Source organism: Listeria immobilis, assembly GCF_014322845.1.
Taxonomy (GTDB): Bacteria; Bacillota; Bacilli; order Lactobacillales; family Listeriaceae; genus Listeria; species Listeria immobilis.
Genome location: NZ_JAASUA010000003.1, coordinates 88185 through 106442 on the forward strand (window position 1 = coordinate 88185; position 18258 = coordinate 106442).

The window sequence follows — 18258 nt, forward strand, 5'->3', positions numbered from 1 at the left end:
TTATAAGGATTGGTGAAATTTTTTTAGCTTACGTTTCTTTGTTTCGTCTAAATTATGCCATCTAACATGCTGAATTACCCCTTCAATTGCCCATAATTTACTTAAACAAGCTGTATGATTATTTTCCCACATTAGTTAGTTCTTCTGGAGTATTAATTCCTGACTCGATTAGTTCTTTCTCAAGAACTTTGCCAATGTTTGGGAGTTCGCTCAGTTCAACCATTTTCACTCCTTATTTTTGGGGAGCTTCTATTTTTTCGACACCGCCCATATATCCTTGAAGTACCTTTGGAATACGAACCGAACCATCCGCATCTTGATAATTTTCCAGAATTGCGGCAACTGTACGACCAAGCGCTAGGCCAGATCCGTTAAGTGTGTGTACATATTCCGGTTTACTTCCTGGTTCACGACGGAAGCGGATGTTAGCACGTCTTGCTTGAAAACTTTCGAAATTGCTGCACGACGAAATTTCACGGTACGAATTATAACTTGGAATCCATACTTCTAAGTCATATTTTTTAGCTGCAGTAAAACCTAAGTCCGCTGTACACATACTTAGAACACGATATGGTAGTTCAAGTCGGCGTAGTACTTCTTCAGCGTTATCCGTTAATTTTTCCAGTGTTTCATACGAATCTTCTGGTTTTACAAATTGAACTAGTTCGACTTTATTAAATTGATGTTGACGGATTAAACCACGAGTATCGCGTCCCGCAGAGCCTGCCTCCGAACGGAAACACGTACTAAAAGCAGTGTATTTTATTGGTAAATTTTCTGCTTTTAGAATATCTTCACGATGGTAATTTGTTACAGGAACTTCAGAGGTTGGAACAAGGAAGTAATCTTCTGCTTCAATAAGAAAAGCATCTTCTTCAAATTTCGGCAATTGACCAGTACCCGTCATACTTGCGCGGTTTACCATGTATGGCGGTAACATTTCTTCGTAGCCGTGTTCATTAGAATGCAAGTCCATCATAAAATTAATTAGCGCACGTTCTAATCTCGCACCCAATTTTTTATAAAAGACAAAACGGCTTCCAGTTACTTTAGCAGCATTTTCAAAATCAAGAATATCTAAATCTGTTCCAAGGTCCCAGTGAGCTTTCGGTTCAAAATCAAATTCCCGCACTTCGCCCCATTTGCGAATTTCAATATTATCATCTTCTGTTTCACCAATCGGCGTCGATTCATGGGGAATATTCGGAATCGACATTAAAATCGTATCTAGCTTATCATCTATTTCTTTTAGTTCAATATCAAGGGTCTTAATTCGATCCCCAACAACACGCATTTCCTCAATTTTTGCATCTGCATCCTGTTTTTCCCGTTTTAGTTTGGCAATCTCTTGGGAAACTTCATTCCGCTGACTTTTAAGTGCTTCCGTTTCAACAATTAAAGTTCGACGACGTTTATCTAACTCGCCAAATTTTTCGAACTCACCAAGGTCTTCTCCGCGATTTTGTAGTTTTTGTTTTACTTCATCAAAATTATTACGTAACAATTTAACATCTAACATGCTAATTCCTCCTTTATTTTTTTCCATATAAAAACTCCCGTACTTTCCCGAATTAACAGGAAAGGGACGAGAGTAAACCGCGTTGCCACCCTTATTGGGACTTATAAAAATCCCCAGCTTCATTTAGGTTTAACGGACCATTCCGGAATGACTTACTCGCAAAAATTGCTTTCCACCACTCACTCCAAGATGGATTCATAAGGAAATTACGCCAGGTTCGCACCAACCACCTGCTCTCTTGAGAAACTTGACCTTATTACTACTTCTTGTCTTCGCTTTTCGTATGAATTTAAAGTTATTCTATCGCATATCTATCTAAATTACAAGCAATTATTTAACCAATTAAATCCAGTGTATCAGGTCCGTCACCATCTGCATTCAATAATCTAATTTGCTCAGGAACAATTTTTATGACTACAAAGGATGGTGATTCTTCGTCTTGGAACCATTCTTTTGAAATATTTTCCCAAATAAGTTCTTTTATTGATTCATCTTCTTCCAGTGAAGCTAACCCATTTACTTCTAAAAAAGGTGAGCTCTTCCCGTCATAGCCAATTAACACACATACATGTGGATTTTTACGAACTTCTTCCAATTTTGGTTGCTCTCTTCCAGAAGGTGTATAGAGAGTTAACCCTTCGTGAAGAAATGTCATATATCTAGCATGTGGAAAATCTCCTTGTACAGAGGCAAGTACACCTACTTGATGTTCGTCCAAAATGGTCAGTATCTTTTTTTCCAGTTCATTTTCCATCTAAAACACCTTCCTTTACTTATTTAGTGTACCTTTCCACTTGTTTTCTTGCCTTAAACATTGGAACTTGTTATCTAAGTAACTATTTGCTATAAAGAAGTATAACCTTTTAAATGGAGGGCTTTTGAAATGATTTTACTAATTGACCATAATGATTCATTTACATATAATTTATATCAATATTTTTTAGAACTTGGAGAAGCTATTCAAGTTATTTCGGCAACCGATTTAACTCTTGAAAAATTTTTTCAACTTAATCCAGAAATGGTTGTACTTTCTCCTGGACCCGGTTCGCCTGCTGATTTTACAACTAGCCTCCAATTAATTAACCACATCCAAGTGCCTATTCTTGGGATTTGTCTTGGTCATCAAATGATAGCAGCTGGTTTTGGTGCCAAAATAGTTCCCGCAAAAGTCCCAGTTCATGGAAAAACAAGTTTAATCTCGCATAATCAAGCCGAACTATTCACTGGTCTTCCCTCCTCGTTTCATGTAACTAGGTATCATTCATTAATCGTTCAAAAAGACTCTCTTCCAGCTGATTTAGAAATAACAGCACTTACAGACGATAATATTATAATGGGGCTAAAACACACGAAAAAGCCAATTTATAGTGTCCAATTTCATCCAGAAGCGATTCTTTCCGAGCATGGACATGCCTTACTTCAAAATTTTATACGAATAGGGAGAAATGCTAAATGAGTTTATTACGATTTGATTTTGAAGGGAATGTAAAAGTTTTTGAAAACCCGTTAGAAGAGCTTATTGCCAAAAATTTAAGTGAAGTTATTCCTGTGATGAAAAAAGCAGAAGAAGCACAAAAAGCCGGAAAATATGTAGCTGGATTTATTAGTTACGAGGCTGCCCCTGCTTTTAGAAGTGATTTGCTAACAAAAACACCTGACTTAAAAATACCCCTTATTTGGTTTGGGGTGTATGATACTTTCACTGATGCCGCTGTTGGAGTTAAGGAAAACTCGCCAATTGCGTTTAATATGGAAGCTAATTATCTTGACTATACAAAGAAAATTGCCGCAATCAAGTCCGAAATAGCTTCCGGGAACACCTATCAATTAAACTACACCATCAGACTTCAAGGAGATTTACCAGATGATTTTTCTGCCCAAGCTACTTATCAAGCTTTACAACAAGCCGGAAAAGCAAACTACACGGCGCTACTTTCTACAACTGATTTCCAAATTATTTCTACCTCACCTGAATTATTTTTCAAATGGGAAGGAAATTTGCTAACAACACGACCAATGAAAGGAACTGTCAGACGTGGGGTTACAAAAGGGGCTGATCAAGCTGCCCATGATTGGCTGCTAAATGATCCAAAAAACCGCGCAGAAAATGTAATGATTGTTGATTTATTACGTAATGATTTAGGAATGATAGCGCAACCTGGCAGTGTTCGGGTTCCAAAACTAATGAATTTAGAGCCTTATCCAACTGTTTGGCAAATGACTTCAACCGTGACTGCCAAGACTTCCCCTGAAACAAGTTTAACTAATGTTTTTAAAGCACTTTTTCCTTGTGGCTCAATAACCGGCGCCCCAAAAGCACGAACAATGGAAATCATTTCGCAATTAGAAGATTCAGCACGCGGAGTATATTGTGGAGCGATTGGATTTCTAGAGCCCAATGGAAATGCTATTTTTAACGTACCCATTCGAACGATTTCTATTACAAACAACAAAGCTACTTATGGTGTTGGTGGCGGTATTGTTTGGGATTCTGATGCAGAAAGTGAGTTCTCCGAGATTCAAGCTAAATCTGCTATTTTGAAAAACCCTACTACATTCTCTTTAATAGAATGTTTACGGATAGAAAATGGAGCCTTATTAAGAATAGAGTTTCATTTAGCACGTCTTGAGCAAAGTGCAGATTATTTTGGTTTTCATTTTAATAGAACAGAAACGGAACAACTATGGTACAAAACTGCCAAAAATTATGCAGATGGTACATATAAATATCGTTTTCTGCTTAACTCCGATGGCACAACGCATACGGAAATCACTAAAATTAGTACAAATAACAATTCAATCACTGCTGCTTTAGCTCGTAAGCCCGTTTCCACCGATGATTTATTTCTTTACCATAAAACAACTAATCGAGCTATTTATAACCATCTAAAAAACACCTTTACTGACGAAACAATACTTTGGAATGAAAATGAAGAATTAACCGAATTTATAAATGGAAATATCGTCTTAAATATAAATGGGCATCTTTTAACTCCCCCCGTATCCTCAGGTCTACTACCAGGCACGATGAGAGTCAGTTTATTAGCTGAAAAGCGGGTATCAGAACAAATACTAACGAAAAAAGACCTCTATAATGCTGACTATGTGTGGTTAATTAATAGTGTCCGAGGATTTGTAGAGGTAGAAGTTCAACGTTAGAATTTCCGTTTTTCACAAATCAAAAATGAATTTTCGGACTATTTTTGCCATAATTTCGCCATATTTAAATTCTTTTAAAATATAGCTTGCAAATTTTCACAATCTATATTAGAATATGTGTTCGTACGTTTTTATATCCATTTTCTAAGGGAGGAAAGACATGAAAGTATTGTTTCACCATCTTAAAAATTACAAGCTGCAAGCAACGCTATCTACCTTGTTTGTAGTAGTCATGGTTATCTCACAACTTTGGCAACCAAAATTACTTCAACAAGTACTGGACGCCATTCTCAAAGATGATATGGACAAAATCTCTTCCATTGGCGTACTTCTAATCGGTATTGCCGCTGTTGGCCTTATCGCCGGAATTCTAAACACGATTCTTTCTGCTAAAGTCGCTCAAGGCATAGGTGCAGATATTCGTGAGTCTAGTTTCCGTAAAATTCAAACATTCTCATTCAGTAATATTGAAAAACTTTCCACTGGTAATCTAGTAGTTAGACAAACAAATGATATTACCCAAGTACAAAACCTAGTAATGCTTTCCCTACAGTCGCTAACTAGAATCCCCATCATGTTTATTGGTGCTTTTATTTTAGCGATGTTTACTCTTCCAGAACTTTGGTGGATTATTATTGTGTTAGTTGTTTTGGTAGTACTTATCGTCGTTTTCACATTTGGCTCAATGGGTAAACATTTCGCGATTATTCAAACTTTAATTGATCGTGTTAACTCTATTGCCAAAGAAAATCTGGCTGGAATGCGTGTTGTTAAATCCTTTGTTCAAGAAGAAAACGAAATCAACCGTTTTACAACTGTCAGTGACAAATTAACTCGTCATACTATCATTGTTGGAACACTTTTCTCAGTAATGATTCCTGCATTTATGCTCGTTTCAAACTTAGCAATCGTCGTTTCGATTTACTTTGTTGGTGATATGGCAGCAGAAAATCCTGAAGTTATCGGGGCAATTGCATCGTTTATGAACTATCTTATGCAAATTATGATGGCGATTATTATCGGTGGAATGCTAATGATGATGGCTTCTCGTGCACTTATTTCCTTAAAACGTATTACCGAAGTGCTTGAAACAGAGCCAGATATTACGTATAACGAAAATGCACCCGAGCAAGACTTAGCTGGTACGGTAGAATTCCGTCATGTTAGCTTTAAATATGATGGCGATGATACTAACGCTTTACAGGACATTTCTTTTAAAGCTGATGCTGGAGAAATGGTCGGTATCGTCGGCGCAACCGGTTCTGGTAAGTCCACTCTTGCCCAGCTGATCCCTCGTCTTTATGATCCAACTGAAGGCGATGTTATTATTGGCGGCACAAATTTAAAAGATATTAACAAAAAAACACTTCGTAGTACAGTTGCTTTCGTCCTACAACGGGCAATCCTTTTCTCCGGAACCATTGCAGATAATTTACGTCATGGTAAAAAAGATGCGACAGCCGAAGAAATGGAAAAAGCGAGTAAAATCGCCCAAGCAAAAGAGTTCATTGATAAACAAGTAAAACTTTATGATGCACCTGTTTCTGAGCGTGGAACTAACTTCTCTGGCGGTCAAAAACAGCGCTTATCCATCACTCGTGGCGTTATTGGTTCTCCTAAAGTATTAATTCTCGATGATAGTACTAGTGCGCTAGATGCAAAGTCTGAGAAATTAGTTAAAGAAGCACTAAACAAAGAGCTCGACAACACCACCACCTTTATCATTGCCCAAAAAATTTCCTCTGTTATTCAGGCAGATAAAATTCTTGTTCTTGATCAAGGCAAGCTAGTTGGAGTCGGTTCTCACAAAGAACTTATTAAAGAAAATGCGATTTACCGTGAAATCTATGACACTCAAAAAGGCAAGGAGGTAACTGCATAATGAAAGAGTTTAAACAAATTAGCCGCTTTTTCTGGCACTATCTCAAAGGTTATAAACCGCAACTTGCTGTCATTTTTGTTGCTGTCATTTTCGCAACATATCTGCAAGTAAAAGCACCACAATATATTGGTAATGCAGTTCAAGAGTTAGGCGATTATGTCGTTCGATTAATGCAAACAGGTGTCGACGATAAGAGTGACTTCATTCATATTATTTGGATGCTTATCCTCTGCTACGTACTGCTCGCTGCTGCTACTTTTATCCAAAGTATCATTATGACTGGAGTAGCTGGTAAATCGACGAATAGAATGCGTATAGGGCTTTTCCGTAAGATGGAAAAATTATCGATTCGTTTCTTCGATAGCCGCAATGATGGTGAAATGCTTAGTCGCTTTACTAGTGATTTAGATAACATTTCCAATACACTTAACCAGGCGCTCATTCAAGTTCTTTCTAATATAGCGCTAATGATTGGTGTTATCATTATGATGTTCCAACAAAACGTAGAACTTGCTTTAGTTACACTTATCTCTGCACCATTCGCAGTAGTTATTGCCACTATTATCATCCGAAAAGCCCGCAAATATGTGGATGCCCAACAAGATGAATTAGGTGTATTAAACGGCTATATCGATGAAAAAATTTCCGGTCAAAAAATTATTATCACTAATGGCTTGGAAGAAGAAACCATTGAAGGCTTTGTAAAACAAAACAATATCGTAAAAGACGCAACATACAAAGGTCAAGTTTACTCCGGTTTACTTTTCCCAATGATGCAAGGTATCTCACTACTTAATACAGCTGTTGTTATCTTCTTTGGTGGATGGTTAGCGTTAAATGGTGACTTAGAACGTACTGCTGCTCTTGGTTTGATTGTTATGTTCGTTCAGTATTCACAACAGTTTTATATGCCACTAACGCAAATTTCGTCCCAGTACAGCTTACTACAACTTGCAATCACTGGTGCGCGCCGCGTTAGCGAAGTGTTTGCCGAAGAAGAAGAAGTTGAACGTGCTAACCTTCAAACAATTGATGGGATTAAAAAAGGCGTTAAGCTAGATCATGTTGATTTTGCATATGATCCTGAAAAACCAGTTCTAAAAGACGTTTCGATTGATGTAAGTAAAGGAAAAATGGTTGCCCTTGTAGGTCCGACTGGTTCCGGTAAGACAACTGTTATGAATTTGCTAAATCGTTTCTATAACGTTGATGGCGGTTCGATTTTGTTTGATGGTATTGATATTCGAGATATTAAACTTGATTCCTTACGTAAGCAAGTTGGTATCGTACTTCAAGATTCTGTGTTATTCACAGGCACAATTCGTGATAATATTGTTTTCGGTAAACCCGAAGCAACAGACGAAGAAGTTCTCAACGCCGCTAAACAAGCCAATATTCATGACTTCATTATGAGTCAAGAAAATGGTTATGATACTGAAATTAGCGATGAAAACAATATTTTCAGTGTTGGTCAAAAGCAGCTAATGAGTATTGCTAGAACCATCATTACGAATCCGTCTCTACTAATTTTAGATGAAGCAACCAGTAATGTAGACACTGTAACAGAAAGCAGAATCCAAAAAGCCATGGATAACGTTATCTCTGGTAGAACAAGTTTCGTTATTGCCCACCGTTTAAAAACAATCCTCGACGCAGACCATATTGTGGTGCTACACCAAGGAGAAGTTATTGAGCAAGGTAATCACGATGAACTGATGAAAGCAAAAGGATTTTATTCGGAACTTTATCATAATCAGTTTGTGATTGAGTGAAAATAATTAAGAATCTATATATAGAAAACTAGAAAGATCAAAAAAGTCCCGTTAAGATTCATATAGAACGAATCTTAACGGGACTTTTTTTGGTAGAAATCTTCAAATCATAGTGTAGAAAAAAACACCTATTGTTAAATTCATTTTACTCGAATTCAACAATAGGTGCTTTTTTATTTTATCCCCATTCGTGGGTTAGTTTAATTAAACCAACCTTGTACACCATCAGCTACATAATCGCCAACGCCTGTAAAGAATGATCCAACTGCTTGTGCGGAAAGAGCAAACCAGTTTGCTTTTTCGACGTCGCTAGCAGTTACAACTTTAACATTTTCTGTTTGCGCCCCGTCAAGATAACCTAATTTGTCGCCATCTTTCAAAGAGACCGCCATTTCACCAACTTCGGTATTTTTCTTAACTGGTGCTTCTAGCGTTTTATCTTTTAATGTTACTTTTGTAGTTAATTTTGGTTCATTGCCAGTTTTTGGCACAACTAGTTTTACCGCATCTTTTGTAACAAGTCCAACTGTGTCTTCTTTACCTTTATCTACTGCGATAGTGGCAGGGTCTTTCACTTTTGAACCAGCTTTTTGTACTTCTTTTACTTGAAAATTATTAAAGGAATAATCTAGCATTTTGTTTGTTTCATCAAAACGAGCGCTAGTGTGTTCTCCTTCTCCTCCACCATTAGCATGTAATACAACGGTGATAACGCGCATACCGTCTTGCACAGCTGTAGCAGTTAAGCACATTCCAGCATAATCAGTAGTTCCGGTTTTTAATCCGTCTACACCTTCACGACCGTAAATCAGACCTGGCAATAGCCAATTCCAGTTTGTCATATCTATTTGGTCAGATGTTCCTTTACGAAATTCTTTTTTTGTTGTGCTTGCTGTTTTAAGTACTTCCGGATAGTCATTAATTAAGTGATTTGCTAACTTCGCCATACCGCGAGCTGTCATTTTGTTTTCATCTTTTGGACCACCAACTTGTTGCCCACCTTTTAAATCTTCATTATTAAGCCCAGTTGAGTTAACAAATTGATGCTCACCAAGTTTTAGTTCCTCTGCTTTTTTATTCATCATTGCTACGAATTCTTTTTCAGAACCTGCAATTTTTTCAGAAATAGCTATTGCTGCACCATTTGCTGAATAAATCGCCATTGCTTCATATAATTCTTGTACTGTATACTGTTCGCCTAGTCTAAGCGGTACATTGGACAATGAGGTATCTTGAGAAACTTTATAAGCATATTCCGAAATGGTTACTTTATCGTCCCATTTTAACTTTCCATCATTAATTGCTTCTAATAACAAATATTCATCCATCATTTTCGTCATAGATGCGATGCCCATTAGCTTATCTGCGTCTTTGGAATATAAAATTTTCCCTGTGCTTTCTTCTATTGCGATGGCTGCATTTGCGTTAACATTTGGTGCTTCTGCAGCTTGAGCCAAGTTCGGGCTTACTAAAAAGCCACTTATCGCTAGGGAGGCTGCCATAATTGCAATCCCAGCTTTTTTTATTATATTTTTCACTATAACTTCTCCTTCATTTGAGCAAAAATATCACTCATTTTATCTATATTTTCATCAAGAACTCTATTTTAAATTCCCTTTTTCTAATAGAGTTCATTTTTCAGACGGATACTTTCATATTTTACCATGATTTAATTGCCTCGTATATAAAACTTTTCGCCCAAAGAGAAACTACCTGACAATTGGCAATAGGATATGTGACGGGTATTCTGGGCTATGATAAATTGTTTGATTCGCAATTTGGCTGTCGGTTGAATTGATGAAGCTCTCTCCTGTGTTTGGGTTTGGGTCGAATCTTGGGAAGTTACTAGAAGAAATTTCAATGCGAATTTGATGCCCTTTTTGGAACATGTTGCTTGTTGCCCATAGATCTATGGTGTATTCATTGATATTGTTTTGTACATTATCGCCATGTTGTTTGGCTGCGCGAATAATCCCATCAGCGAGATTAAATGCTTTACCATCCGGGAAAACATCCACTAACTTAGCGGTGAAATCTGTATTTGGCGCATCTGTTTTGGCCCATAATTTTACTTGAACGGGTCCTGTTACTTCTAATGCTTTATCTAATGGAGCTGTGGTGTAGCAAAGTATATCCTCGCGAAGTTCTAAAGTTTGTTGATCTCGCGGCCCGTCAGCATGTAGTTCTTTATGCAGTGTTCCTCCACCATTAGATGGAACGGGGTTTTCTGGATTATAGCTAAATCTCGACTCAGTAAAAGTTGTTGGTGCTGAAAACTCGGCGCCTACTTCTCCTTTTTGGAAATAAAGAGGGGTCTCAGCTACATTTTTAGGTGGCCATTCTTCCGCAGTTTTCCACTCATTTAGCCCCATAACAAAGTAATTAATTGGCGCCATTTCTGGGAGCGGTTTTTGTTTTAACTGGTGATTAAACCATTCGATATGCCGTTTATGCATACTTGCTTCCCCCCATGCATTAGCTGCCATACCAAAGTCCCGATCACCAATCATTTGACCAAAATTAGCATGTGTCCATGGTCCAATCACAAGCTTATCTCCAAAGCCTCGACTATATCCATTTTGGAAATTAGCAATTGTTTTATCTAAAAAGCAATCATACCAACCGGCAACATGAAGACCAGGAACTTTAATTTTATCATAGTTACTTTTAGCATCAATCTTCTCCCAGTGGCTGTTCGTTGGTTCATAGTCTAATAATTTTGCAAAATATGGCATTTCTTCACGACCAATTGCTGGCCAATCTTTATATGGTTTAAATTTATAAAGCATATCCAGGTTATCCAAGTTTTCCGTCAGAGTATCCGCTGCCTGTTTCAGTGCTTCTCGTGTCCTGTATTTCCGCGACAGCATATCCGGTAGCATGGATTCTAAGTTCCACGTTTCCCACATACCTAATTCAAGTGCTCCATCATGATCATTAAAAACATCTGTCATGCTGTTTTGCGCCATAATTGGTGCAATTGCCTTTAAATGAGTATTTCCACTAATTGCCGCTAATATTTGTGTGTAGCCATAATAAGATAAACCAAACATCCCTACATCTCCATTTGCGTAAGGAAGATTTGCGGCCCATTCAATTGTGTCATAACCATCATCAACTTCTGCTATGTAAGGTACAAATTCCCCTTCTGATGCGTATCTTCCGCGAACATCTTGAACAATAACAATATAACCTTGTTGTGCCAAAATATTCGGTCTGATAAAATGAAGCCCATAAGATTTGCTATAAGGTAATCGCGTTAGTAACACTGGGTACTTCCCTTCGTCTGCTGGGCGATATATATCCGCATAAAGTGTTACTCCATCCCGCATTTTAGCCGGAATACCTGATTCTATAATTAAACGATTATGTTTCACGTGAAACATCTCCTTTTTAATATAATTCTTATTTTATTGTTCCGTATACTACCTTTTATGTCAAACAAAGCGATCCACTCGATTTGAGTGGGTCGCTTTGTTGATTTTATTTATCTAATTTTAACTTGGCAAGTGCTTCTGCCATTGGATTGTTGAACGGTTCATCATCTTGCTTGTTTTGTTTCTTCATAAACTTCGCAACATCTGTTTTAGAGACGTTTTTATTTTTTTGTTTGTCACGACGTTCCTGGAAAGCAGAGAGTTTCTCACGATAACCACAAACACACACAAACAGTTGTTTCTCTCCTTCACCACGCATTTCCATCCGCTTATGGCAATTAGGGCAACGTGCATTAGTTGTTCTTGAAAGTGATTCGCGATGGCCGCACTCACGATCTTGGCATACGAGCATCGTTCCTCGTTTTCCTTTAACTTTTAGCATTGGTTTTCCGCAATCAGGACATTTCTGAGAAGTGATATTATCATGACGGAATTTCTTATCATTTTGTTTAATTTCCGTCACTGCTTTTTTCGCATAATCACGCATCTCCGCAGTGAACTTACGGTAATCTAATTCGCCTTTTGCAATTTTGGATAGCTTTTGTTCCCAACGAGCAGTTAATTCTGGAGACTTTAAATCCTCTGGAACTAATTCAAGCAATTGGCGACCTTTGGAAGTTATTTGGATTTCTTTACCTTGTTTTTCCAATGAGAAACTGTTGAAAAGTTTTTCGATAATATCCGCTCGAGTTGCAACTGTTCCGAGCCCACCTGTATCACCAAGTGTTTTCGCCAGTGCTTTATTCGAGGTTTCCATGTATTTCGACGGATTTTCCATTGCTGATAATAGGGTTGCTTCATTAAATCTAGCTGGTGGTTTTGTTTTTCCAGTTTCCAAGTTTACTCGTCTAACTGGAATTTTATCCCCTTTTTTCATTTTTGTTAGCTGATCTGGTTCACGTGCTTCTCCATAAATACTTTTCCAACCGAGTGATTTAACTACTTTTCCTTTTAACGTGAAATCTTCTTGACCAATTTTGGCTTTAACGGCAGTCTCTTCATAAACATATGGCTCTGAAAGTACTGCTAAAAAACGTTTAACAACTAAATCATATATTTTTCGTTCTTTATCGCTTAAATCTCCTAGTGAAACGACTTGCTCTGTTGGAATAATCGCATGATGGTCACTAACTTTGCTATTATCTACAAACGATTTATTAGTTTTGATTGGTTTATTGCTAATTTGACGAGTAGCTTTTGCATTTTCACCAACGCCACAAGCATGTAAACGTTCTTTTAATGTTGGGACAATGTCCGTAGAAATAAAGCGCGAGTCTGTCCGTGGATAAGTTAAAATTTTGTGTCGTTCATATAAAGTTTGCATAATATTAAGCGTTTCTTTTGCGGAAAAGTCATAACGGTTACTGGCATCACGTTGCAGCTCTGTTAAATCATATAATCCTGGAGAAAATGATTTCTTTTCTTTCATAGAAACATCGGTGATAACTGCTGTTTCACCTTGCAAAGATTTGACTATTTTTTCCGCTAAAGCTTTATCAAAAGTTTGCCCATTGTTCCACGTGAAACATTCTTGCTCAGTTAGAGCTGTAATTCCGTAGTATTCCCTTGGTTTAAAGTTGCGAATTTCTTCTTCACGATACTGAATCATAGCAAGCGTTGGTGTCTGAACACGACCACACGAAAGTTGAGCATTATATTTAGTAGTAAGTGCTCGTGTTGCGTTAATGCCAACTACCCAATCTGCTTCCGAACGTGCAACAGCCGAATAATACAGATTTTCGTATGTTTTTCCAGGTTTTAAATGTTCAAATCCCTCACGTATTGCTTTGTCAGTTACAGAAGAAATCCATAGTCGTTTAAGCGGCTTTTTGATTTTTGCATAATCAATAATCCAACGTGCAACTAATTCTCCTTCACGTCCTGCATCAGTCGCAATAACAATTGTTGTAATATCCGTGCGGTTCATGAGTTTTTTCACTGTTTCATACTGTTTTCTAGTTTGTTTAATAGGTTCTAATTTCATTTTTTCCGGAAGCATTGGTAAATCTTCCATGTTCCAATTTTTATATTTAGGGTCGTATCGTTCTGGGTCTGCTAGTGTAACAAGATGCCCAAGCGCCCACGTAACCACATACTTTCCACCTTCTAAATAGCCATTCTTTCCTTGTTTGGCCCCAAGTACACGACCAATATCTTTACCGACAGATGGTTTCTCTGCCAGTACTAGTGTTTTTGTCATCTGTCAAAATCCTCTCTTCTATCCTATTTATCGTAACATAATTCGTCTATTCTTTCACTGCTTCTTGTTGCAAAACTGCCAAAAATGCCGCTCCGTATTTGTCCCGTTTCATTGCACCAATTCCTTTAACTTCTAAAAGCGCCTCTTCATCTTGCGGTAAGTAAGCACACATTTCTCGCAAGGTCTCATCAGAAAAAATGATATATGGTGGAACTTTATGCTTGGAAGCTAACTCTCTTCGTACTTCCCGAAGTTGTTCAAATAAACTACTATTTACTGCTAGCTTCACTTTTTCTGCTCGTTTCGCTTGTTTTCGTGCTACTTTTAATTCGCCTCGCAGTACGGAAACAGCACGATCAGTTAATTTTAATGATGGAAACTGGCTGTCAGTTGGTTGTAAATATTTTTCAGCTATGAGGTAGTCGATAAGCTGCAATACGTCTTTTTGAGAGTCCTCTTTCATTAAGCCATATGTGCTGAGTTCATCAAATCGCCAGTCCTTTACTTTTTGATCAGCCGAACCAGTTAATACTTTGGCAATTAACACCTTTCCAAAGCGTTCTCCCATTCTTTTAATGCAGGAGAAAACTTGTTGAGCCTGAATCGTCACATCTGTTGCCTCTCTAATGTCTAAACAATTACTACATTTACCACAATTTTCCTCATCATCGCCAAAATATTGGACGATATATTTTTGTAAGCAAATTTCTGTATAACCATACCCCGTCATTTGGCGTAGTTTGGCAAATTCATTCTGCTTACGTTCTTCATCCAGTTCAGATTGCTCAATTAAAAACTGCTGTATCCGACTATCTTGTGGTGAAAAAAGTAAAATACAATCACTTGGAACGCCATCACGACCGGCTCGTCCAGCTTCTTGGTAGTATGCTTCAATATTTCGAGGAATGTTATAGTGAATAACAAAGCGCACATTGGATTTATTAATTCCCATTCCAAATGCATTTGTAGCAACGATTACACGAATATCATCGTATAGAAATTTTTCTTGCCACTCTTGTCTTGCTAAATCAGTCATGCCACCGTGGTACATTCCAGATTCAACGCCTTTTTTAAGCAGAAACGCATGGAGCCGCTCAACCTCTTTGCGAGTCGAAGCATAAATAATGCCAGATTCTGTTTTATTCTTTGATAAGTAATCTATCAAATATTTATCTTTGTCTTGTCCTTTAACTACTTGAAAAGCTAAATTATCTCTAGAAAATCCTGTTTTCACGACGGAATTTTGCCCTATTTTTAACAAACGGCAAATATCATCTGAAACAGCTTGAGTTGCAGTTGCTGTTAGCGCGATAACAAGTGGTCTTTTTTTCATTCTATCTAAACTATCACATAACGTTAAATAACTTGGTCTAAAATCGTGTCCCCACTGCGAAATACAGTGAGCTTCATCAATTGCGAATAAGGAAATCGGTACTTGTTCGATTAGTCGCTGAAAGCCTGGCGTTTCGATTCGTTCTGGTGCAATATAGAGCATCTTAACTTCTCCTGAAAAAGCAGCGTCTAAACGAAGGTTGATTTCGTGAGTCGTCAATGTACTATTGATAAAAGTGGCGGCAATTCCTTCAGAAACCAGCGCATCCACTTGATCTTTCATCAGTGAAATAAGTGGAGAAACAACAATAGTTAATCCATCAAATAACAGTGCAGGAATTTGATAACAAAGTGACTTCCCACCACCTGTTGGCATGATTGCGAGGGCATCTTCTCCTGCGCAAAGTTTGGAAATGACATCTACTTGACCATCCCGAAAATCTTGATAACCAAAATTTTGTTGTAAAATTACTTTTGCTTGCTCTATCATTATCTTTTTTCACGCCCCCTCTATAGGAATAGTATAGCTGTTTTCCGATAGTAATTGAAGCTTTTTGAAGAAATTCGTTTTTTAGCGTTGATTTGTATTTTTTAGAATAGAAAATAAAAAAAGAAACCCCTTTTTAAAGAGATTTCTGTTTTTTTACACTTAAGAAATACTATAATTTGGTGCTTCTTTCGTAATTTGGATATCATGTGGATGACTTTCACGTAGCCCAGCACCAGTCATACGAACAAATGCAGCTTCCTCACGAAGATGTTTCAAGTCTGCTGAGCCAGTATAACCCATTCCCGAACGAATTCCTCCAACCAATTGGAAGATAATATCTGCAACAGAACCTTTATAAGGAACACGACCTTCAATACCTTCTGGAACTAACTTTTTAGCATCCGCTTGGAAATAACGATCTTTAGAACCATGCTCCATAGCGGCCAGACTTCCCATGCCACGGTAAGTTTTAAATTGACGACCTTGGAAAATTTCTGTTTCACCAGGGCTTTCATCTGTACCAGCGAGCATACTTCCGAGCATAACGGCATTACCACCAGCAGCCAATGCTTTCACGATGTCCCCAGAATATTTAATGCCACCATCTGCAATAATGGTTTTACCAAATTCGCGCGCAACGGTTGCACAGTCATAAATAGCAGTAATTTGCGGAACTCCCACGCCTGCAACTACTCGAGTCGTACAAATCGAACCTGGTCCAATTCCCACTTTCACAATATCAACGCCAACTTCGAAAAGAGCACGTGCTCCCTCGGCTGTAGCAACATTTCCTGCAACAATAACAATATCTTTAAAAGCTTTACGAATCTCAGAAATTTTGTTGATAACACCTGCTGAATGTCCGTGCGCAGTATCAATAACAATGGCATCTACGCCAGCTTCTACTAACTTTTCAACACGTACAAATGTATCGTTCGTAATTCCTACTGCTGCCGCTGCAAGAAGTCGGCCGTGCATATCTTTTGCAGAATTTGGAAACTCTATTACTTTCTCAATATCTTTAATAGTGATTAATCCTTTTAAGATTCCAGCTTCATCAACAAGTGGCAATTTCTCAATACGATGCTTTTGTAAAATTTTCTCTGCTTGTTTTAGCGTTGTCCCAACTGGTGCAGTCACTAGGTTTTCTTTTGTCATAACATCTTTAATCACTGTCGAATAATCAGAAATAAAGCGTAAGTCTCGGTTAGTTAAAATCCCAACTAACTTGCGCTCATTCTCATTGTTTACGATTGGAACACCTGAAATCCGGTATTTCCCCATTAAATGCTCCGCTGCAAAAACTTGATGATCTGGAGTAAGGTAGAAAGGATCAATAATAACACCACTTTCAGATCGCTTAACCTTTTCAATCTCTTCTGCTTGTTGCTCAATGCTCATATTCTTATGAACGACACCAATTCCGCCTTGGCGAGCAATTGCAATCGCCATTTTAGCCTCCGTAATTGTATCCATTCCCGCACTCCAAATTGGTACGTTTAATTTAAGTGATGGCGCCATTTCTACACTTAAATCTACATCATTTGGTAATACGTCCGATTTTGCTGGAACGAGTAAAACATCATCAAATGTTAAGCCTTCTTTTGCAAATTTTGATTCCCACATGGGTCGCAAACACTCCTTTTTATGGCGCTAGCTTTTTATATAGAAAAAACGCATCATCTTTTCTCTATTTTCATAAAGAAAAAATGGTGGAGAATATCCACATCATGCGACTTGTACTTCTATAATCATGCTGAAATAGCCAATGTATTTTTTAGTTATTGAATATGATGTTACAAGAAGCTTGGAGCTATGTCAAGAAGGTTTTCTTTTATTGTTTTATTCAGAAAATATAGTAAAAAATGTTTCACGTGAAACATTTTAAAACCGCTTAAGATAATTATCCTTAAACGGTTTCACTTTTACTTAATTTATTGTACAAAGCAAAATTTTCATCATCAAAGCATACAAATCGAATTTCTTTAATACTTGATTCGTACTCTTCTTCTATCCATTTTCGTATTGTATATAGCACCACTTCCGCAGCTATTTCTTTAGGAAAGCCATATACACCTGTCGAGATATTCGGAAATGCAATAGATGTTAAGTCTTTACCAGCAGCCAAATCTAAAGCCTTCCAATAGCAAGATGCCAACTTATTTGCTTCCTGATGCTCGCCGCCCTTCCAGACTGGCCCTACCGCATGTATTATATAGTTGGCTTTTAAATCGCCTGCTGAAGTGATAACTGCTTCCCCAGCTGGACATGAACCAATTCGATTAATGACTTCTTGGCATTCTTTTAATAAAGCTGGACCTGCTGCCTGATGAATCGCTCCATCCACTCCAGCTCCACCTAAAAGTCCTGAATTAGCTGCACTCACAATAACATCGACATCTTGTTCAGTAATATCACCTTTTACAATTGTTAGCTTCACTTCATCACCTCTTTTCTTCATTTTAAT

At 37.7% G+C, this 18258-nt stretch carries 12 protein-coding genes, 1 pseudogene and 1 other annotated feature; of the genes and pseudogenes, 4 read left to right on the plus strand and 9 right to left on the minus strand.

Annotated features, from left to right (window positions below):
• The 3 genes and pseudogenes from HCJ45_RS05240 to HCJ45_RS05250 form a co-directional block, all read right to left on the minus strand.
• Positions 1 to 223: pseudogene (locus tag HCJ45_RS05240) on the minus strand (TfoX/Sxy family DNA transformation protein).
• Between the two features lie 9 nt (positions 224 to 232).
• Positions 233 to 1519: a serine--tRNA ligase gene (gene serS, locus HCJ45_RS05245; protein WP_185380389.1), complete on the minus strand. Its 1287-nt coding sequence runs from the start codon at positions 1517 to 1519 to the stop codon at positions 233 to 235.
• Between the two features lie 59 nt (positions 1520 to 1578).
• Positions 1579 to 1801, minus strand: a binding site (T-box leader).
• A gap of 52 nt (positions 1802 to 1853) precedes the next feature.
• A complete protein-coding gene (locus HCJ45_RS05250; protein WP_185380390.1) occupies positions 1854 to 2273 on the minus strand; it encodes a pyridoxamine 5'-phosphate oxidase family protein in 420 nt (139 codons plus the stop codon).
• Between the two features lie 129 nt (positions 2274 to 2402).
• Here HCJ45_RS05250 and HCJ45_RS05255 point away from each other — a divergent pair, with 129 nt between their 5' ends.
• The 4 genes from HCJ45_RS05255 to HCJ45_RS05270 all read left to right on the plus strand — a co-directional run bounded on the left by HCJ45_RS05255 (position 2403) and on the right by HCJ45_RS05270 (position 8332).
• On the plus strand, positions 2403 to 2975 hold the full coding sequence (locus HCJ45_RS05255) for an anthranilate synthase component II (protein WP_185347816.1): 573 nt from the start codon (positions 2403 to 2405) through the stop codon (positions 2973 to 2975).
• Complete coding sequence (gene pabB / locus HCJ45_RS05260) at positions 2972 to 4678, plus strand: aminodeoxychorismate synthase component I (protein WP_185380391.1); 1707 nt, start codon at positions 2972 to 2974, stop codon at positions 4676 to 4678. The genes HCJ45_RS05255 and pabB overlap by 4 nt, the downstream gene beginning before the upstream one ends.
• A 160-nt stretch (positions 4679 to 4838) precedes the next feature.
• Positions 4839 to 6560: an ABC transporter ATP-binding protein gene (locus HCJ45_RS05265; RefSeq protein ID WP_185380392.1), complete on the plus strand. Its 1722-nt coding sequence runs from the start codon at positions 4839 to 4841 to the stop codon at positions 6558 to 6560.
• On the plus strand, positions 6560 to 8332 hold the full coding sequence (locus HCJ45_RS05270; protein WP_185380393.1) for an ABC transporter ATP-binding protein: 1773 nt from the start codon (positions 6560 to 6562) through the stop codon (positions 8330 to 8332). Before HCJ45_RS05265 ends, HCJ45_RS05270 begins: the two co-directional genes overlap by 1 nt.
• Before the next feature lie 200 nt (positions 8333 to 8532).
• On the opposite strand, the gene pbpD1 is transcribed toward HCJ45_RS05270, so the two are convergent.
• The 6 genes from pbpD1 to HCJ45_RS05300 all read right to left on the minus strand — a co-directional run bounded on the left by pbpD1 (position 8533) and on the right by HCJ45_RS05300 (position 18231).
• A complete protein-coding gene (pbpD1, locus tag HCJ45_RS05275) occupies positions 8533 to 9870 on the minus strand; it encodes a D-alanyl-D-alanine carboxypeptidase PBPD1 (protein ID WP_185380394.1) in 1338 nt (445 codons plus the stop codon).
• A gap of 171 nt (positions 9871 to 10041) precedes the next feature.
• Entirely contained in the window at positions 10042 to 11709 is a 1668-nt protein-coding gene (locus HCJ45_RS05280; RefSeq protein ID WP_185380395.1) for a CocE/NonD family hydrolase, read from the minus strand.
• A 106-nt stretch (positions 11710 to 11815) separates the two neighbouring features.
• Positions 11816 to 13969, minus strand: coding sequence for a DNA topoisomerase III (locus tag HCJ45_RS05285; RefSeq protein ID WP_185380396.1), 2154 nt, complete (start codon positions 13967 to 13969; stop codon positions 11816 to 11818).
• 46 nt (positions 13970 to 14015) lie between these two features.
• Complete coding sequence (gene recQ / locus HCJ45_RS05290; RefSeq protein ID WP_185347830.1) at positions 14016 to 15791, minus strand: DNA helicase RecQ; 1776 nt, start codon at positions 15789 to 15791, stop codon at positions 14016 to 14018.
• A 159-nt stretch (positions 15792 to 15950) separates the two neighbouring features.
• Positions 15951 to 17417: an IMP dehydrogenase gene (gene guaB / locus HCJ45_RS05295; RefSeq protein ID WP_185347832.1), complete on the minus strand. Its 1467-nt coding sequence runs from the start codon at positions 17415 to 17417 to the stop codon at positions 15951 to 15953.
• Between the two features lie 283 nt (positions 17418 to 17700).
• Positions 17701 to 18231, minus strand: a complete 531-nt coding sequence (locus HCJ45_RS05300) for an ADP-ribose-binding protein (RefSeq protein WP_185380489.1) — start codon at positions 18229 to 18231, stop codon at positions 17701 to 17703.
• Between the last annotated feature and the right edge of the window lie 27 nt (positions 18232 to 18258).

What these genes read in the sequence shown, in the direction of transcription:
- recQ (WP_185347830.1), bottom strand. Translation starts at nt 15,791, where the DNA reads ATGATAGAGCAAGCAAAAGTAATTTTACAACAAAATTTTGGTTATCAA.
- pabB (WP_185380391.1), top strand. Translation starts at nt 2,972, where the DNA reads ATGAGTTTATTACGATTTGATTTTGAAGGGAATGTAAAAGTTTTTGAA.
- HCJ45_RS05270 (WP_185380393.1), top strand. Translation starts at nt 6,560, where the DNA reads ATGAAAGAGTTTAAACAAATTAGCCGCTTTTTCTGGCACTATCTCAAA.
- HCJ45_RS05255 (WP_185347816.1), top strand. Translation starts at nt 2,403, where the DNA reads ATGATTTTACTAATTGACCATAATGATTCATTTACATATAATTTATAT.
- HCJ45_RS05285 (WP_185380396.1), bottom strand. Translation starts at nt 13,969, where the DNA reads ATGACAAAAACACTAGTACTGGCAGAGAAACCATCTGTCGGTAAAGAT.
- guaB (WP_185347832.1), bottom strand. Translation starts at nt 17,417, where the DNA reads ATGTGGGAATCAAAATTTGCAAAAGAAGGCTTAACATTTGATGATGTT.
- HCJ45_RS05265 (WP_185380392.1), top strand. Translation starts at nt 4,839, where the DNA reads ATGAAAGTATTGTTTCACCATCTTAAAAATTACAAGCTGCAAGCAACG.
- HCJ45_RS05250 (WP_185380390.1), bottom strand. Translation starts at nt 2,273, where the DNA reads ATGGAAAATGAACTGGAAAAAAAGATACTGACCATTTTGGACGAACAT.
- serS (WP_185380389.1), bottom strand. Translation starts at nt 1,519, where the DNA reads ATGTTAGATGTTAAATTGTTACGTAATAATTTTGATGAAGTAAAACAA.